This is a genomic window from Ensifer sp. SSB1, assembly GCF_016652895.1.
Classification (GTDB): domain Bacteria; phylum Pseudomonadota; class Alphaproteobacteria; order Rhizobiales; family Rhizobiaceae; genus Ensifer.
This window is the reverse complement of the sequence record NZ_JAEPRP010000176.1, coordinates 1-15,241: the sequence shown is the minus strand read 5'-3', so window position 1 is coordinate 15,241 and position 15,241 is coordinate 1. Positions and strand designations below refer to the sequence as shown.

The following is a 15,241-nucleotide window of genomic DNA, read 5'->3' as shown; positions in this document are numbered from 1 at the left end:
ACGAGGAGGGAACCCTGCCTGCTTCGGACACTTTCGCAGATCTTGCCGAGCGCGGCATCCACCGTTTCGACCGCAACAATGGCCGCTTCCAGGCTTCCGGTGTGGCCGACCATGTCGGGATTGGCGTAGTTGACGACGACCAGATCATGCTCGCCGCCGCCGCCTTGAGCGCCTGTTCGACGGAGGCGGCGGGGATGCCCTTGCCCTCGACGATCGCGGCATAGGCTGCCGCAACGCGATCCCAGCGATTATCGCGATCCATGGCATAGAAACGTCCGCATGGCGGTCGGGGTTCGCCGAACGCGCAGTACGCTCCCGCACCGACGCCGCGGTAGCAATTTGTTCTTGGGACCGCACGCACTGGCAGGGATTGTCGAGCACGGCATGCCATATATGATGCTCAGCGGTGCCTTTCCCCTTTATGCACTATGCTAATCGCCAAATCACAAATAAAAATGCCATCAGCGTTCGCGTTGTTCCTTATGTCGATACCTACGGGTGACGTACGGAAAATGAAAATGAGCATTGCCAGGAGGCTCCAATCAATAAGGTCACCTTGCGGGACAAGCTGATCCCAATACTCGCGATCGGATCTCATCACACCAAGTCTGTATGAATAGCCCCTAATCATACGCACTAGGGCTTCATACTGTTCGCCATGCCTACCAAAGACTATCCGGCCCTCTTCACTCTCCACAACGGCAGTCCGGATGCCCCCCATTGGTAAAATTTCCTGGTTCAGAGACTGCCGTTGATCGCCGCCGTGCCGATCGCAGGCCCAAGCTGCAAGCAGCACTCGTGTGATCTCTACTATGTACGGTGTCGCTTCTCCGTCAAAGGATAGGCTCACCGCCTCTTCATCCCCATTCCCTAAAATCCGGGCTCCGTACTGGCTGAAGTTGACGGTTGTCTTGCCAGTGATCGATCCAATGGTTGCAGCAGCGCCTTCTGCATTGAGGTCATAGGTTTGCCAGTCGCAATGTCGTTTTGCATTTAACCGGGTTCATCCTCAATTTCTGTGATTCAGTGGCAGCATTTATCACGCGATGGCAGGAATGAGCCGATCAAGGCTCTTCTTGGCGTCGCCGTAGAACATCCGGGTGTTTTCCTTGTAGAAGAGCGGGTTCTCAATACCGGAGTAGCCGGTCCCTTGCCCCCGCTTGGAAACAAACACCTGTTTGGCCTTCCAGACTTCGAGGACTGGCATTCCAGCGATTGGTGAGTTGGGATCCTCCTGAGCCGCCGGATTGACGATGTCGTTGGAGCCGATGACGATGACGACGTCGGTCTCATGGAAGTCCTCGTTGATCTCCTCCATTTCCAGCACGATGTCGTATGGCACCTTGGCTTCCGCCAGCAGCACGTTCATGTGGCCTGGGAGACGGCCGGCAACGGGGTGGATGGCGAAGCGCACGGTCTTCCCCGCCGCGCGGAGCTTGCGAGTAAGCTCGGAAACGGAGGCCTGCGCCTGCGCCACCGCCATGCCATACCCCGGCACGATGATGACGCTTTCCGCATCGTTTAGTGCCGCCGCAACCCCCTCGGAATCGATTGCGATCTGCTTGCCAGTGATCTCCATGGCCGGTCCCATCGTCACTCCGAAGCCGCCGAGAATGACGGAAGCGAAGGAGCGGTTCATAGCCTTGCACATGATATACGACAGGATCGCGCCCGACGAACCCACCAGCGCGCCGGTGACGATCAGGAGATCATTTCCGAGCGTGAAGCCGATGGCGGCGGCCGCCCAGCCGGAGTAGCTGTTCAGCATAGAGACGACGACCGGCATGTCGGCGCCGCCGATACCCATGATAAGATGGTAGCCGATGAAGAAGGCGGCAAGCGTCATCACCACGAGTGTCCAGGCGCCGGCGCCGTTGACATACATCAGTAGTAGGAGCAGCGAAAGGATCGCGGCAGCGGCATTGAGAAGGTGTCCACCGGGCAGCTTTCTTGCCTTGCCGTCGACCCTGCCCGCGAGCTTGCCGAAGGCAATGACCGAGCCCGTGAAGGTAACCGCGCCGATGAACACGCCGAGGAACACCTCGACCTTCATGATGGCGAGTTCGACCGGTGTCTTGTGGGCGAGAACTGCAGCAAAGCCAGAGAGCGATGACCGCGCGACCTCGTCCATCGTCGCGATCTGGCCAGCCTCGGTATGGGCGTTGAAGCCGATGAAGACGGCGGCAAGACCGACGAAGGAATGGAGCGCCGCGACAAGCTGCGGCATCTCCGTCATTTGCACCCGCGAGGCGACGTAAGCGCCCAGGACCGAGCCGCCGGCGATCGTCAGTAGAATGACGAGCCAGTTACCGACGGTTCGGTCGATCAGCGGGCCGAAGACCGTGGCTATCACGGCTAGCGCCATCCCGATGATACCGTACCAGACGGCGCGCTTGGCGCTTTCCTGACCTGAAAGCCCGCCGAGTGAGAGGATGAAGAGAACTGCTGCCGCGACATAGGCGGCCGAAACGATGCCAATGGACATGTATGATCCCCCGATCACGACTTCTGGAACATAGCAAGCATGCGGCGCGTCACGAGAAAGCCGCCGACGATGTTGATCGTGGCAATCAGCACTGAAAACGCCGCCAGCGTCGTGACTAGCCAGTGGCCCGAGCCGATCTGTAGTAGCGCACCGAGAATGACGATGCCGGAGACCGCATTGGTCACAGCCATCAGCGGCGTGTGCAGCGAATGCGAGACGTTCCAGATCACCTGGAAGCCGACGAAGCACGCCAGCACGAAGACCACGAAATGACTCATGAAGCTTGCCGGCGCGAAAGCGCCGGTCAAAAGTAGCACCGCCGTACCTGTCAGCAGCAGGAGGCCCTGGCTTTTTGTCTGAGCCTTGAAGGCCGAGGCTTCCGCCGCTCGCTTCTCCTCGGGCGTCAGTTCCCTCACCTTCTCTTGCGCCTTCTGTGCCGCGATCGCTTTGATCTTTGGCGGCGGTGGCGGATAGGTTATGGCGCACCCATAAACGACGGTCGCACCCCGGATGACGTCGTCTTCCATGTTGTGAAGGACGACGCCGTCCTTGGCGGGCGTGAGATCGCTCATCATGTGACGGATGTTGGTCGCATAGAGCGCCGAGGCCTGAGCCGCCATGCGGCTTGGGAAATCGGTATAGCCGACGATCGTCACGGCATTCTCCGCGACAACCTTTTGGTCCGGCACGGTGAGATCACAATTGCCGCCCCGCTCGGCGGCAAGGTCGACCACGACGGAGCCCGGCTTCATGGCTGCGACCATATCGGCGAGCCATAGCTTTGGCGCATCGCGGCCGGGGATGAGGGCCGTGGTGATAACGATATCGACCTCCGGCGCCAGTTCCCGGAACTTCTGAAGCTGCTTCGCAAGGAATTCCGGCGAGGACGGAGCGGCATAGCCACCGGTCGCGGCGCCGTCCTGCTGCTGATCCGCGAAATCGAGATAGACGAACTGCGCGCCCATGCTTTCAATCTGTTCCGCGACTTCAGGGCGCACGTCGAAGGCATAGGTGATGGCGCCGAGCGCAGTTGCCGTACCGATGGCGGCAAGGCCGGCGACACCAGCGCCGATGACCAGCACTTTGGCCGGCGGCACCTTGCCGGCGGCCGTTACCTGCCCGGTGAAAAAGCGGCCGAAATTGCTGCCCGCCTCGATCACCGCGCGATAGCCGGCGATGTTGGCCATCGACGACAACGCGTCCATCTTCTGCGCCCGCGAGATGCGCGGCACCATGTCCATGGCGATGAGGGTGGCACCGGTCGCGCGGACCTGCTCCAGTAGCGCCTCGTTCTGGCCAGGATAGAAGAACGAGATCAGCGTCTGGCCGGGTCGCATCCGTTCGACTTCGCCGGCCTCCGGCGGCCGCACCTTTGCGATCACATCCGCCGTCTCGTAAACGGCCTCGGCGCTTTGGAGCACTGTCACGCCCGCGGCTCGATAAAGATCGTCGGAGAAGCCTGACTTCTGGCCCGCGCCTGCCTCGATGTAGCATGCGTGGCCCAGTTTTAGGAGCTGTCCGGCGCTTTCTGGCGTCATCGCAACGCGCGCTTCGCCCAACGATGCTTCTCGTGGGGTCCCTATTTTCATGGAATCGATTTCCTGAGGTTGTTCATGGCCTGGCGCTCCGCACTGGAAGCGCAGGGCGCATAGGTTGACGGGCGATCAGCTTCTGAAGGACGGCCGCTACCGGACAAAAATCGCACGAAAGTCGTTGACGTTCGTGCCGGTAGGTCCTGTCGAAAAGAGATCGCCAAGAGCATTGAACACGGTCCAACTGTCGTTGTTGGCAAGGGCGCTCTTTGGATCGAGATCGAGATCGCGCATGCGGGAAAGGGTGCTTTCATCAATGAAGGCACCCGCGCTCTCTTCGGTCCCGTCGATACCATCGGTATCGGCAGAAAACGCCTCGACACCTGGGAGTTCCTCGAGTTCAAGCGCAAGCGAAAGGAGGAACTCGGTATTCCTGCCGCCCCGACCGGAGCCTTTCATGGTGACGGTGGTTTCGCCACCCGACAGAAGCATAACCGGGCGCGCGTATGGGCGGTTCCGCGTCTTGATCTGCCGGACAAGGCCGGCCTGGGCGGTGGCAACCATGCGCGCTTCGCCTTCGATGGCGTCCGACAGAATGGAGGTCGCAAGCCCCTGTTTTCTGCTGATCGCCGCAGCAGCTTCCAGGGATTTCCTCGCTGAGGCGATCATATGATACTCATTTCGTGCAAAGCGCTGGTCCGAGGGCCTTGGGGCGGCACAGTCCGGTTTGTCCAAATAGGCAAGGACGTTCGCGGGCAGTTGCATCTTGTAGTCGGAGATGGCCTTGAGCGCCGCGTCTTTGTCGGCTTCGTCCGGAAGTGTCGGGCCGGAGGCAACGGCAGGGAGGGCGTCACCGGGAATGTCGGAGACCACGAGGGTGACAACCTTTGCCGGCCAGGCAGCCAAAGCCAATCTCCCACCCTTGATCAGAGATACTTGCTTGCGCACGGCGTTCATCGCCGAGATTGGCGCTCCTGACGCAAGAAGCGCCTTGTTGAGCGCGATCTCATCTTCGAGGCTAACGCCCGGAGGTGGTGCGGGCAGAAGCGCGGAGCCTCCCCCGGTGACGAGGGCGATGACCAGGTCATCTTCTCCAAGATCCCGCACACAGTCCAAGATATCACGCGACGCCTTTAGGCCGTTTGCATCTGGGACGGGATGGCCCGCTTCACGAACATCGATGTAGCGGCAAGGCACGGCGAAGCCGTACCGGGTGACGACGATACCGGAAAGAATTCCATCCCACTGTTCCTCGAGTGCCGCGGCTAACTGCGAAACGCCTTTTCCTGCGCCCACCACCACGGTGCGTCCCTTGGGACGCGGTGGCAAATAGGGCGCCACCGCGAGATAAGGATCGGCTGCCGCAACCGCCGCGTTGAAGAGCGAGCTGAACAAAAGCTTGGACTCGTTCATCTCTACTCCAGAAACTCGGCGACAGCCTTGCCGCATTCTTCGGTGGATGCTTTGCCGCCTAGATCGCGTGTGCGCAGGCTTTCCTCGGAGAGCGTCCGTTCGATAGCCTTCATAACTCCGGACGCTGCTTTCTCGTGGCCGAGATGATCCAGCATCATCGCAGCAGACCATATCTGGCCTATCGGGTTTGCCACTCCCTTGCCCGCGATGTCAGGCGCAGATCCGTGGACCGGCTCGAACAAGGACGGGAACTTCCGTTCCGGGTTGATGTTGCCGGAAGGAGCAATTCCAATCGTTCCCGTGCAGGCGGGCCCGAGATCGGAGAGGATGTCGCCGAACAGATTCGAAGCGACGACCACGTCGAACCAGTCGGGATGCTGCACGAAATGCGCGGTCAGGATGTCGATGTGATATTTGTCCCAGTGTACGTCATCGAACTCCTTCGCGATCGCTTCCACCCGTTCATCCCAGTACGGCATGGTAATGGAGATGCCGTTGGACTTTGTCGCCGAGGTCAGATGCTTCTTTCGCTTGGCCGCCAAGTCGAAGGCGAAACGCAATATGCGGTCGACGCCGACACGGGTCATCACGGTTTCCTGCACCACGACTTCGCGGTCCGAACCGGGGAAGATCTTGCCGCCGATCGACGAATACTCACCTTCCGTGTTTTCCCGTACAACATAGAAATCGATATCTCCGGGATTCCTGTCGCGCAAAGGCGACGTCACCCCCGGCATCAGCCTTACGGGACGAAGGCTGACGTACTGGTCGAATTCTCGCCGGAACTGGATGAGCGAGCCCCAAAGGGAGACGTGGTCCGGAACGGTCGCCGGCCAGCCGACGGCGCCAAAAAAGATGGCGTCATGGTTGCCAATCTGTTCCTTCCAATCCTCGGGCATCATTCTTCCATGCTTTAGGTAGTAGTCGCACGACGAGAAGTCGAAGCTGTCGAACCGTAGGTCAATATCGTATAGCGACGCCGCCCTCTCCAACACGCGGAGTCCTTCCGGGACGACTTCTTTGCCGATGCCGTCTCCGGCGACAACGGCTATGCGGCGGTGGTTTGAAACTCTCTGGTCCATTGGCGTCAATTCCTGATTTTGAAAGATCACTAGGCGGCTGCTACGAGATCAAACGGAACGCCCGCAGCCGCTCCGATTTTGCGAAGCTCGGCGATCGTGCTCGCGGGAAGCGGAATGCCGCCCTTTCTGCGCTCGACCTCGCAGGCGCCCGCTCTTTCGCCTGGATATCTGCTCCCCTCTCCGGTCGCCGACAGGTACGTATCAAGCCAGCCACGGACATGACCGTCGAACGTCTCGCGACCAACCAGCCGATCCGGATTGAGCATCAGCAGAAACGCGCTCACATTGCCCGCACTGCTGGTCGCACCATGCTTGGTCGCGCTCGTCGCGGTGAGCGAGCCAGTGAGACTGCCGGCGAGGACCTGCACCAGCATCGCCAGACCGACGCCCTTATGACCGGCGATCGGAGCCATGGCGCCTTTGAGTGCTTCCGATGGATCTGTAGTGGGGCGGCCGTCGGGACCTATTGCCCAACCTTCAGGAATTGCCTCTCTGCCATCGGCGATCGCCTGGAGTACATTCCCGCGGGCGACCACGCTGGTAGCCATGTCGAAGACAAGAGGCGCCTTGCCGGCTACCGGAAATGCAAATGCGATGGGATTGTTCCCGATGGCCGGGCCCCTCGAACCTTCGAGCGCCATCAATGGCGGCGTTTCCTGGCATAGAATTGCCACCATTCCGGCCTCCGCGGCCTCAAGTACAAACTGTCCGATCGCGGCCAAGTGGCCGCTCTCACGGATCATGCACAGCGTCACGCTGCGCGACTGCGCCAGCTCGATCGTTTGCCTGATCGCCTGCGTGGCAACGAATTGACCCAGGCCGCCATCGCCGTCGAAGCGGAGGACGTCGTCCTCGACGCTGAACGAAGGCTTTGCTTGCGCGTTCACCTCGCCGCTCTTTATCTTCTGTACATAGCCGGCCACCCGGCTCACCCCATGAGTGTCGATGCCGCGCAGGTTGGTTCGGACAAGCACTTTGGCCGCCATCTCCGCCTGCTCGCCGATGACGTTGTTAGCCCTAAAAACGGCCTCGACCCATCGTTCCAGCTCTTGGTAGGAATAGTGTTCATTCGAACTTTGCATCGCTGTCCTCATCGTTACCAAACCCGTATACGCTCTCGGGTTGCGGCCAACGCTCGCTCACAGCCCCTCGAATGTCCATTGAAGTCTCGGAATACCGACATGCGGAAACCGCATACTCCGAGGCTAAACCGAATCTCGGATCGCGCATCTTTTTATCTTTTAATACAGACTCTTAAATCCATTTGAAGTACAGCTATTTACAAAATGGCATGCGCAAATGCGAAACTCGCATTGGACATTCCTGCCGTCCCACCGGATGATCCGGGCCAGGTTAATCTGGGAGGAACTGATGAAACTTAAGGCTATCACGTCACTCGTGGTCGGCGGCTGCATTATGCTCGCCGCAACAAATTCCTATGCGAACGACGACAACGCAGTCACTATCGTTCTAGGCGAAGCTCCACAGGTCATCGAACCGTGTGAATCTGCAATCTATGGCGTCGGCATCATTCTGAAGCAAAACGTCACGGAAACTCTGACCGAGCTTGACCCGCAAAGCGGAGTACCGGTGCCACGGCTGGCGACAAGCTGGAAGCAGTTGAACAAGAACACCTGGCAGTTCAAGTTGCGGGAAGGCGTTAAATTTCACGACGGCACGCCGTTCAATGCGCAATCCGTCGTCTACTCATTAGAGCGGATGATGGACCCTGGCCTGAAATGCATGACCCGGAACAAGTTCTTTACGCCCGGAACCTTCGCCGCCAAGGCAGTCGATGACCTGACTGTCGACATCAGCGCCGATCCGGGACAGCAGATCTTACCCTCACTGTTGTCGACGCTGGTGATCGTCTCGCATTCGACGCCGAAAGGACAAGCCACGCCCAAACCTGTAGGAACGGGGCCATATGCATTCGAGAGCTGGCGGCAGGGGGAAAGCGTCGTTCTCAAGCGTTTTGATGGCTACTGGGGCGCAAAGCCAGTCGTGGAGAAGGCTACTTTTCTCTCTCGCAACGAGTCGGCGGTGCAGGCGGCAATGGTGACGACCGGAGAGGCCGACATTGCGCCGAGCATTGCTGTCCAGGATGCGACTAATCCCGAGACCGACTTCTCGTATCCCAACTCGGAGACGTCTCGTATCCGGATTGGCCAGGACAAGCCCCCGCTGAGTGACGTGCGCGTTAGAAAGGCCCTCAATCTCGCGATTGACCGAAATGCCTTTGTGGGAACGATCCTCAGCAAGGACGTGCAGCCCGCGTCTCAGTTGGTTGTCCCGACAACCCTCGGCTACGACGGTACGATCAAGCCGTGGGCCTACGATCCCGAGCAGGCGAAGAAGTTGATTGCCGAAGCCAAGGCGAGCGGCGTGCCGGTCGATGCGGAGATCCGCCTGATTGGGCGACAGAACCTCTTTCCCAACGTGAACGAGGTCTTGGAAGCCATGACGCAAATGTGGGAAGCGGTCGGTCTGAAGGTCAAACTCGAGATGGTGGAGCGCGGCCAGGCTCTGCAGCTCGGCACCAAGCCATACGCGGCTGATCGTCGGCCGACCTTGATCACCGATCAGCACAACAACAACATGGGCGACGCCTCGTTCACCGTTGTCTACAAGTATTCCACTTCCGGCCCACAATCGGACACCTCGGATCCCGCCCTTGATGCATTGATCGCAAAAGCGGCGGCGAGCTCCGGTGACGAGCGGAAGGCACTATTCCAGAAGTCCTTCCAGACGATCGCGAGTGAAATTGTCCCCGACGTCATGCTCTTCCACATGGTTGGCTACGCGCGTGTCAATCCACGGGTTCACTTCAAGCCATCGATCGCGACGAACAGCGAGTTGCAACTGGCAACGATATCCTTCGCGGATTGACCTTGTTCGGCTCGCGATGATGGGCGAGCCGATAACACAACATCTAAGAAAGCTACGTCGATGTTAAAGGCTACAGGACGACGCGCGCTGCATGGCGCCGGGTCGCTGATCGGACTCGTGATCCTCGTGTTTTTTCTCGCCCGACTGACGGGCGATCCAAGCGCCCTCTATCTTCCGATCGATGCAACTCAAGAGGCCAAGCACGAGTTCGCCATTCAGCACGGCCTCGACAAACCGGTCATCGAACAGTTCGTCGGATTTGTCTCGGGTCTCGTGCACCTGGATTTCGGGCAATCACTTCAACAGTCGCGCCCGGCTATGGAAGTAGTGCTCGAAGCGTTTCCAACGACGTTGCTTCTGGCGGTTTTCAGTATGACGATCGCCGTTGCGGCGGCGGTTGTCATCGGCTCGCTGGGAGCGTGGCGGCCAGGCGGCGTTTTCGATCGGATTGCGAACACCCTTGCATTGCTCGGATCGAGTACTCCAAATTTTTGGATCGCGATCGTCGGCGTCCTCGTCTTTGCCCTGTGGCTTCGGCTGTTGCCGACGTCGGGAACCGGCACGGTCGCCCATTGGGTGCTGCCCGTTGCCGTCCTCGCACTACGACCGCTGGGTCTGATCGCACAGGTCGTTCGCGGTGCAATGATCAGCGCGTTGTCCTCGGCCTATACCAAGACGGCTAAGGCCAAGGGCGCGGGGAATCGATCGATCATCTTCGTGCATGCGCTTCGCAACGCCATGTTGCCCGTCATCACCGTCGCAGGGGATCAGGCTGCTGGTATCCTGAACGGCGCGGTGATCGTCGAGACGGTGTTCGGGTTTCCCGGCGTTGGCCGCCTGTTGATCGACTCGATCACCTACCGGGACTTCAGTGTCCTTCAGGCGACGGTACTGACCACTGCGGTCGCCATTCTCGTCATGAACTCCTTGATCGATTTTGCATATGCGCTTCTCGATCCGCGCATTCGCACAAACTGAGGTCGCGATTATGAAAACCACGTCTGTCACTGGCACGTCCGTCGAAACGTCAGACGGCAGCCGCTGTCGGGACTATCTGCTGTTGCTGTGGAACGACAAGCTCGCCTTTCTATCGACGGTCTTCGTCACGTTCATTCTGATCTGCGCCTTCGTCGGCCCCTGGCTGTTCGCGAAAGAGGCGACATCGATGAACTTGATGTTGCGCAACGCTCCCCCCTTCCAGCTAAAGAACGGCTTCTGGCTTATTCTCGGCGGCGACACCCTGGGGCGAAGCGTCCTTGCACGCATTGCCGTGGCGAGTGCGAATACCTTGCTTGTGGCGGGACTCGCCGTGTCATTGTCGTTGGTGATTGGAACGGCACTGGGCCTCTCGGTGGGTCTAAGGTCGGGATGGGCCGGGACTATCACGCTCAGGTGTGCCGACATCCTGATGAGCTTTCCGTCGCTCCTCCTCGCCATGATCGCGCTTTACGTCTTCAAGCCGGGCATGACCAGCGTCGTGCTCGTGATGGCGCTTACCCGCCTTCCCGTTTACATCCGAACGGTCAGAGCCGAGACACTGGAAGTGAGAGAACGAATGTTCGTGCTTGCAGCTCGTACGATGGGAGCGTCGACGGGAAGGATCGTTTTCAAACATATCCTCCCTGTCGTCTTGCCGACGCTGCTGACCATCGCAACCCTGGAATTCGCGTTCGTAATGCTGACAGAAGCAAGCTTGAGTTTCCTGGGGCTTGGTATCCAGCCGCCGGAAGTGAGTTGGGGGCTGATGGTCGCGGAAGGACGTAACTATCTTCAGACCGCGTGGTGGATCGCGTTCTGGCCCGGCTTGGCAATCATGCTGACGACCACGTCCCTGAACCTACTCTCGAACTGGCTGCGGGTCGCCACCGATCCCAAGCAACGCTGGCGATTGGAAAAAAGGAGCGGCGCCAATGCTTGATAATGATCAGATACTCCGCATTGAGGATCTTTCGGTCGACTTCGACACAAAACACGGTCTGGTCCACGCCGTCCGCGGCGTTTCGTTCGAAATCGGCGCTGGCGAAACCCTTGCCGTGCTGGGCGAAAGCGGCTCCGGAAAAAGCGTAAGCGCTTCTACTATCCTCGATTTGATCGATATGCCGCCAGGCCGTATTGCTTCTGGCAGAATTCATTACCGAGGCCGTGACATACTCGCCATGAGCGCGGACGAGCGACGTTACCTCGCGGGGCGAAAGATCGCCATGGTCTTTCAGGATCCTCTCGCCGCGTTGAACCCCGTTTATACGGTTGGATGGCAAATCGAGGAAGTCTTCCGGCTGCACCCTTCCCTCGGTGTGGCGGACCCGCGTCAAGAAGCGATCCGACTTCTGTCCAGAGTGGGCATCCCTGAACCCGAGACACGCATCGATTACTATCCGCATCAATTTTCAGGCGGTCAGCGCCAACGCGTCGTCATCGCCATGGCAATCGCGGGAAGACCGGACCTGCTGATCGCCGACGAGCCTACGACTGCGCTGGACGTGACGATTCAGGCCGAAATACTCAAGCTGCTACGCTCCCTTCAGAAGGAGCAAGGCATGGCGCTCCTGATGATCACCCACGATCTAGGCGTGGTCGCCGACGTGGCCGACAGGGTGGTGGTGATGCAGAATGGCGTCATCGTGGAGAAGGGAGAACGGGATCAGATTCTCCACGACCCCAAACACCCCTACACGCGACATCTGCTGGACTCGGTACCGGGCCGACATGGTTTCGTGCCCGAGTCCGTGCCGGACTCCGCCCCCGCGCTTCTCTCGGTGGTTCACGCAAGCAAACGCTACGGCGGGTTCAAGGCGCTCGACGACGTCAGCATTACCCTCAAACAGGGCGAAACACTCGGAATCGTCGGAGAATCAGGGTCCGGAAAGTCGACGTTGATGCGTCTCATCCTGGAACTGGAGAAGCCGACCGAGGGGGTAATCGAGTTCGAAGGCAAGGCAATCGCTGGAATGGATCGTCGCGAGCGCGCGCGGCTGAATCGCGAGATCCAGGTCGTCTTCCAGGATCCGAGCGCCTCTCTCAATCCCTACATGACTATCGAGGAGATCATTTCAGAACCCTGGGCCATCCACCGGGACGCACTTCCCAAAAGCCAGTGGAAGGAGACGGTGGCAAAGCTTCTTGTCCAGGTCGGTCTGTCACCGCAGCACGCTCGTCGCTATCCTCACCAATTCTCCGGTGGTCAGCGGCAACGTATCGCGATCGCGCGCGCGATCGCGCTCAAGCCGAAGCTGTTGGTGTGCGACGAAGCCCTGTCCGCGCTGGACGTGTCCATCCAAGCGCAGGTTCTCCGACTTCTAAAAACGCTGCGGAGCGAACTCGGTCTATCGTTCGTTTTTGTCGCACATGACCTGCTGATCGTCCGCGATTTCTGCCACCGCGTGGCGGTGATGAAGTCGGGCTCGATCATCGAGCAGGGAGACACGCACGAGGTCTTTACCAAGCCCCAGCACGAATACACGAAGACCTTGCTTGAAGCGAACTCCTTCGCCCGGTTGCTGGAGCCGGTGGCCTGATCGGAGACCTCGCAATGCAGCTTTCCGCGGAACCTGCCCGATGCTATGACCCCTTCCTGATGGCAAGGAATGTCATGGTGGGAGGGAGCATGGAATTTGCTTGGTTGGAAGACTTCGTGGCCCTCGTAACGAGCGGTCAGTTCTCGAGCGCCGCGGAGAACCGCCATATCAGCCAATCAGGATTCAGCCGTCGAATAAAGAGCCTCGAGGACTGGGTAGGTACGCCGCTATTCGTTCGGGACACAAAAGGCGTCCGCTTGACGGCCGCCGGCGAACAATTTCGGCCGTTTGCGGAAGATGCTCTGCGCAAAATCGTGCAGGCACGTGAACAGGCGCTCGAAGCCATTCGCATCGAACGAGGCGCCCTCGCGTTCGCCTCCACGCACGCGCTGTCGTTGACGTTCTTTCCCACCTGGTTGCGTCAATTGAACTCTGCCGCATCCCTATCGGCGACGGTGCGCCTCGTAGCGGACAACATGGCTGCGTGCGAACGACTGATGTTGCAGGGACAGGTGCAATTCCTTCTGTGCCATCATCACCCGGCCGCTGAAACCGTCCTGGAGGATCGACACTTTCGCTCCGTAAAGCTTGGAACGGACGTACTGGCACCGGTTTGTGTTCCGAACCCCAACGATCCGTCCGAACCGCGGTTCCCAGTGTCCAAGGTCACCGATCAGTTTCCCTATCTCGCATATAGTCACGAGTCTGGCATGGGAAGAATCCTTAGTGCCACGATTCCAGCGATCGCAAACAAGCCGTCGTCTGACGTCCAGTTCACGTCTCACGTCGCGGCGGTTCTGTACGCCATGACGAAGGACGGCGCCGGAGTGGCATGGCTGCCCATGAGCCTGATTGGCGATGATCTGGCTGCGCGCCGGCTGGTCTTCGCCGCAAGCGATGCCATGCACGTGCCCGTCGATATCGTTCTGATCCGGCCACGCTCAAGGCAAAGCGCAGCCGGTGAAGCCTTCTGGAAGCTCGTTCTCGACCATGGTCAGGCGAGCTCCGCCGGATCGGCGCAACTCGCTTAGTCGTCTGTCGGGACGCTACGCTACTGCGCGCCGGCGTGCTCGCGTTCACGCTCAAGCATCGCCAACTCGTCGCCATCAAGGGTGATGCCGTTTTCGCGAGCTGCCGCTGCCAGCCGAGCTTCAGGCTCCCCTGGCAAAAGGATTTCGTCAAAGCCGGCGGCGAAAGGGCCGGCCTTCAGGCGGGTCCGCATTTCGTCCATGCGAGCTCCATAGGCGTCTTCATGCAGAAAAAGGGCCGGTCGCCATGCGATAAAGAAGTGTCCGACGTTTTGGGCGCGATCGAAGTCCTCGTTCTGGTTTCCTACTTCGCCAGCGAAGGCGGCGCCGCTCATTACACCGGCGAACACGTCTATCATGAGGGAGATGCCCGATCCTTTCGGTCCCCCGAGTGGAAGAACGACGCCTCGCAAGGCCACCTCCGGATCCGTTGTCGGACGGCCTAGGTCATCGATCGCCCAGCCTTCGGGGATCGTCTCCCCTCGTATCTGCGCCCTGCGGATCTTTCCCTTGGCGGCGACCGATGTCGCCATGTCGAGTAGCACCGGCTGCCCCCGTCCGCCTGGCGCAGCCATCGCCAAGGGACTTGTCCCGAGTAGCGGCAAGCGGCCGCCCCAAACCGGCATCGCTGGCGACGCGTTCGAGAGCGCGATCGAGGCAAGTCCGGCTTCGATCGCTCTCTCCATGTATATTGCGGACATGCCATAATGGTTGGACTGCGATGCGCCGACCAGCCCGATGCCTTGTGACCGTGCCAGCCGGATCGCCTCGTCGATGGCACGGCGCCCGACCAGGTATCCCATGCCGTTGTCACCCATTACATGAGCGGACGCCGCGGTCGGATTAGTCACCTCCATCGCCGGCCGTGGGTTCACCAGTCCCATGCGCAGGCGCTTGGTGTAGATGGGAATTCGTGCGATTCCGTGGGATCGAACGCCACGCAGATCGGCCTCGACGAGGCAGTACGCGATCCAATCGGCGTCGTCCTGCGGAAGGCCGTGGCCGGCGAAGATCCCCGCCACCGTCGACACGAGGTCGCCGCAGTTCCAAACTTTCGATGTCGTCATTTTTTATCGCCCCTTAAGCCGCCATCTTTTCGTCGGCCGATGCGGGATAGATCCATACCGCGCTGGGAGGGATATCAAGCCACTGTTCGCCGGAGGCGACAGGGCCGCCGGTCCAGGCTTTGATCGTCTCGGCACCGTCGACGGCGAAAATATGTTCCCAATGATGGCCGGCAAACAGGGACTGGACCAGCGGCAGGCGCACGCGGCCCGGCCCCGGTTCATCGACGACG

General features: G+C 59.8%; 12 protein-coding genes and 2 pseudogenes. 5 read left to right on the top strand and 9 right to left on the bottom strand.

Annotated features, from left to right (window positions below):
• From I8N66_RS30480 to I8N66_RS30455, 7 genes and pseudogenes are all read right to left on the bottom strand, one after another.
• On the bottom strand, window positions 1-113 hold a 113-nt coding region (locus I8N66_RS30480), incomplete at its 3' end, for a hypothetical protein (protein WP_365888121.1).
• A gap of 98 nt (window positions 114-211) precedes the next feature.
• Window positions 212-262 (bottom strand): annotated as a pseudogene (locus tag I8N66_RS37625) (hypothetical protein); the annotation flags it as partial.
• 777 nt (window positions 263-1,039) lie between these two features.
• Window positions 1,040-2,485 (bottom strand): NAD(P)(+) transhydrogenase (Re/Si-specific) subunit beta, encoded by a 1,446-nt coding sequence (locus tag I8N66_RS30475; protein WP_291162118.1) that lies wholly within the window; start codon window positions 2,483-2,485, stop codon window positions 1,040-1,042.
• A gap of 14 nt (window positions 2,486-2,499) precedes the next feature.
• Entirely contained in the window at window positions 2,500-4,074 is a 1,575-nt protein-coding gene (locus tag I8N66_RS30470) for a Re/Si-specific NAD(P)(+) transhydrogenase subunit alpha (protein ID WP_291162115.1), read from the bottom strand.
• Window positions 4,075-4,170: 96 nt separating this feature from the next.
• Entirely contained in the window at window positions 4,171-5,430 is a 1,260-nt protein-coding gene (locus tag I8N66_RS30465) for a glycerate kinase (RefSeq protein WP_291162112.1), read from the bottom strand.
• A gap of 2 nt (window positions 5,431-5,432) precedes the next feature.
• Window positions 5,433-6,512: a tartrate dehydrogenase gene (locus tag I8N66_RS30460; protein ID WP_291162110.1), complete on the bottom strand. Its 1,080-nt coding sequence runs from the start codon at window positions 6,510-6,512 to the stop codon at window positions 5,433-5,435.
• 29 nt (window positions 6,513-6,541) lie between these two features.
• Window positions 6,542-7,594: an Ldh family oxidoreductase gene (locus I8N66_RS30455; RefSeq protein ID WP_291162108.1), complete on the bottom strand. Its 1,053-nt coding sequence runs from the start codon at window positions 7,592-7,594 to the stop codon at window positions 6,542-6,544.
• Between the two features lie 289 nt (window positions 7,595-7,883).
• Here I8N66_RS30455 and I8N66_RS30450 point away from each other — a divergent pair, with 289 nt between their 5' ends.
• The 5 genes from I8N66_RS30450 to I8N66_RS30430 are packed head-to-tail and all read left to right on the top strand — an operon-like array spanning window position 7,884 to window position 13,947.
• Entirely contained in the window at window positions 7,884-9,401 is a 1,518-nt protein-coding gene (locus I8N66_RS30450) for an ABC transporter substrate-binding protein (RefSeq protein WP_291162105.1), read from the top strand.
• A 60-nt stretch (window positions 9,402-9,461) separates the two neighbouring features.
• On the top strand, window positions 9,462-10,379 hold the full coding sequence (locus I8N66_RS30445; protein ID WP_291162102.1) for an ABC transporter permease: 918 nt from the start codon (window positions 9,462-9,464) through the stop codon (window positions 10,377-10,379).
• Complete coding sequence (locus I8N66_RS30440; protein WP_291162100.1) at window positions 10,345-11,319, top strand: ABC transporter permease; 975 nt, start codon at window positions 10,345-10,347, stop codon at window positions 11,317-11,319. The genes I8N66_RS30445 and I8N66_RS30440 overlap by 35 nt, the downstream gene beginning before the upstream one ends.
• The gene (locus I8N66_RS30435) at window positions 11,312-12,916 is read left to right on the top strand and encodes an ABC transporter ATP-binding protein (protein ID WP_291162097.1); all 1,605 of its coding nucleotides are present in this window, start codon (window positions 11,312-11,314) and stop codon (window positions 12,914-12,916) included. The genes I8N66_RS30440 and I8N66_RS30435 overlap by 8 nt, the downstream gene beginning before the upstream one ends.
• 14 nt (window positions 12,917-12,930) lie before the next feature.
• A complete protein-coding gene (locus I8N66_RS30430) occupies window positions 12,931-13,947 on the top strand; it encodes a LysR family transcriptional regulator (protein ID WP_291162094.1) in 1,017 nt (338 codons plus the stop codon).
• Window positions 13,948-13,967: 20 nt separating this feature from the next.
• On the opposite strand, the gene I8N66_RS30425 is transcribed toward I8N66_RS30430, so the two are convergent.
• Both I8N66_RS30425 and I8N66_RS30420 read right to left on the bottom strand, forming a co-directional pair.
• A complete protein-coding gene (locus tag I8N66_RS30425; protein ID WP_291162091.1) occupies window positions 13,968-15,011 on the bottom strand; it encodes an Ldh family oxidoreductase in 1,044 nt (347 codons plus the stop codon).
• Window positions 15,012-15,024: 13 nt separating this feature from the next.
• Window positions 15,025-15,241, bottom strand: a pseudogene (locus tag I8N66_RS30420) (ABC transporter ATP-binding protein); the annotation flags it as partial.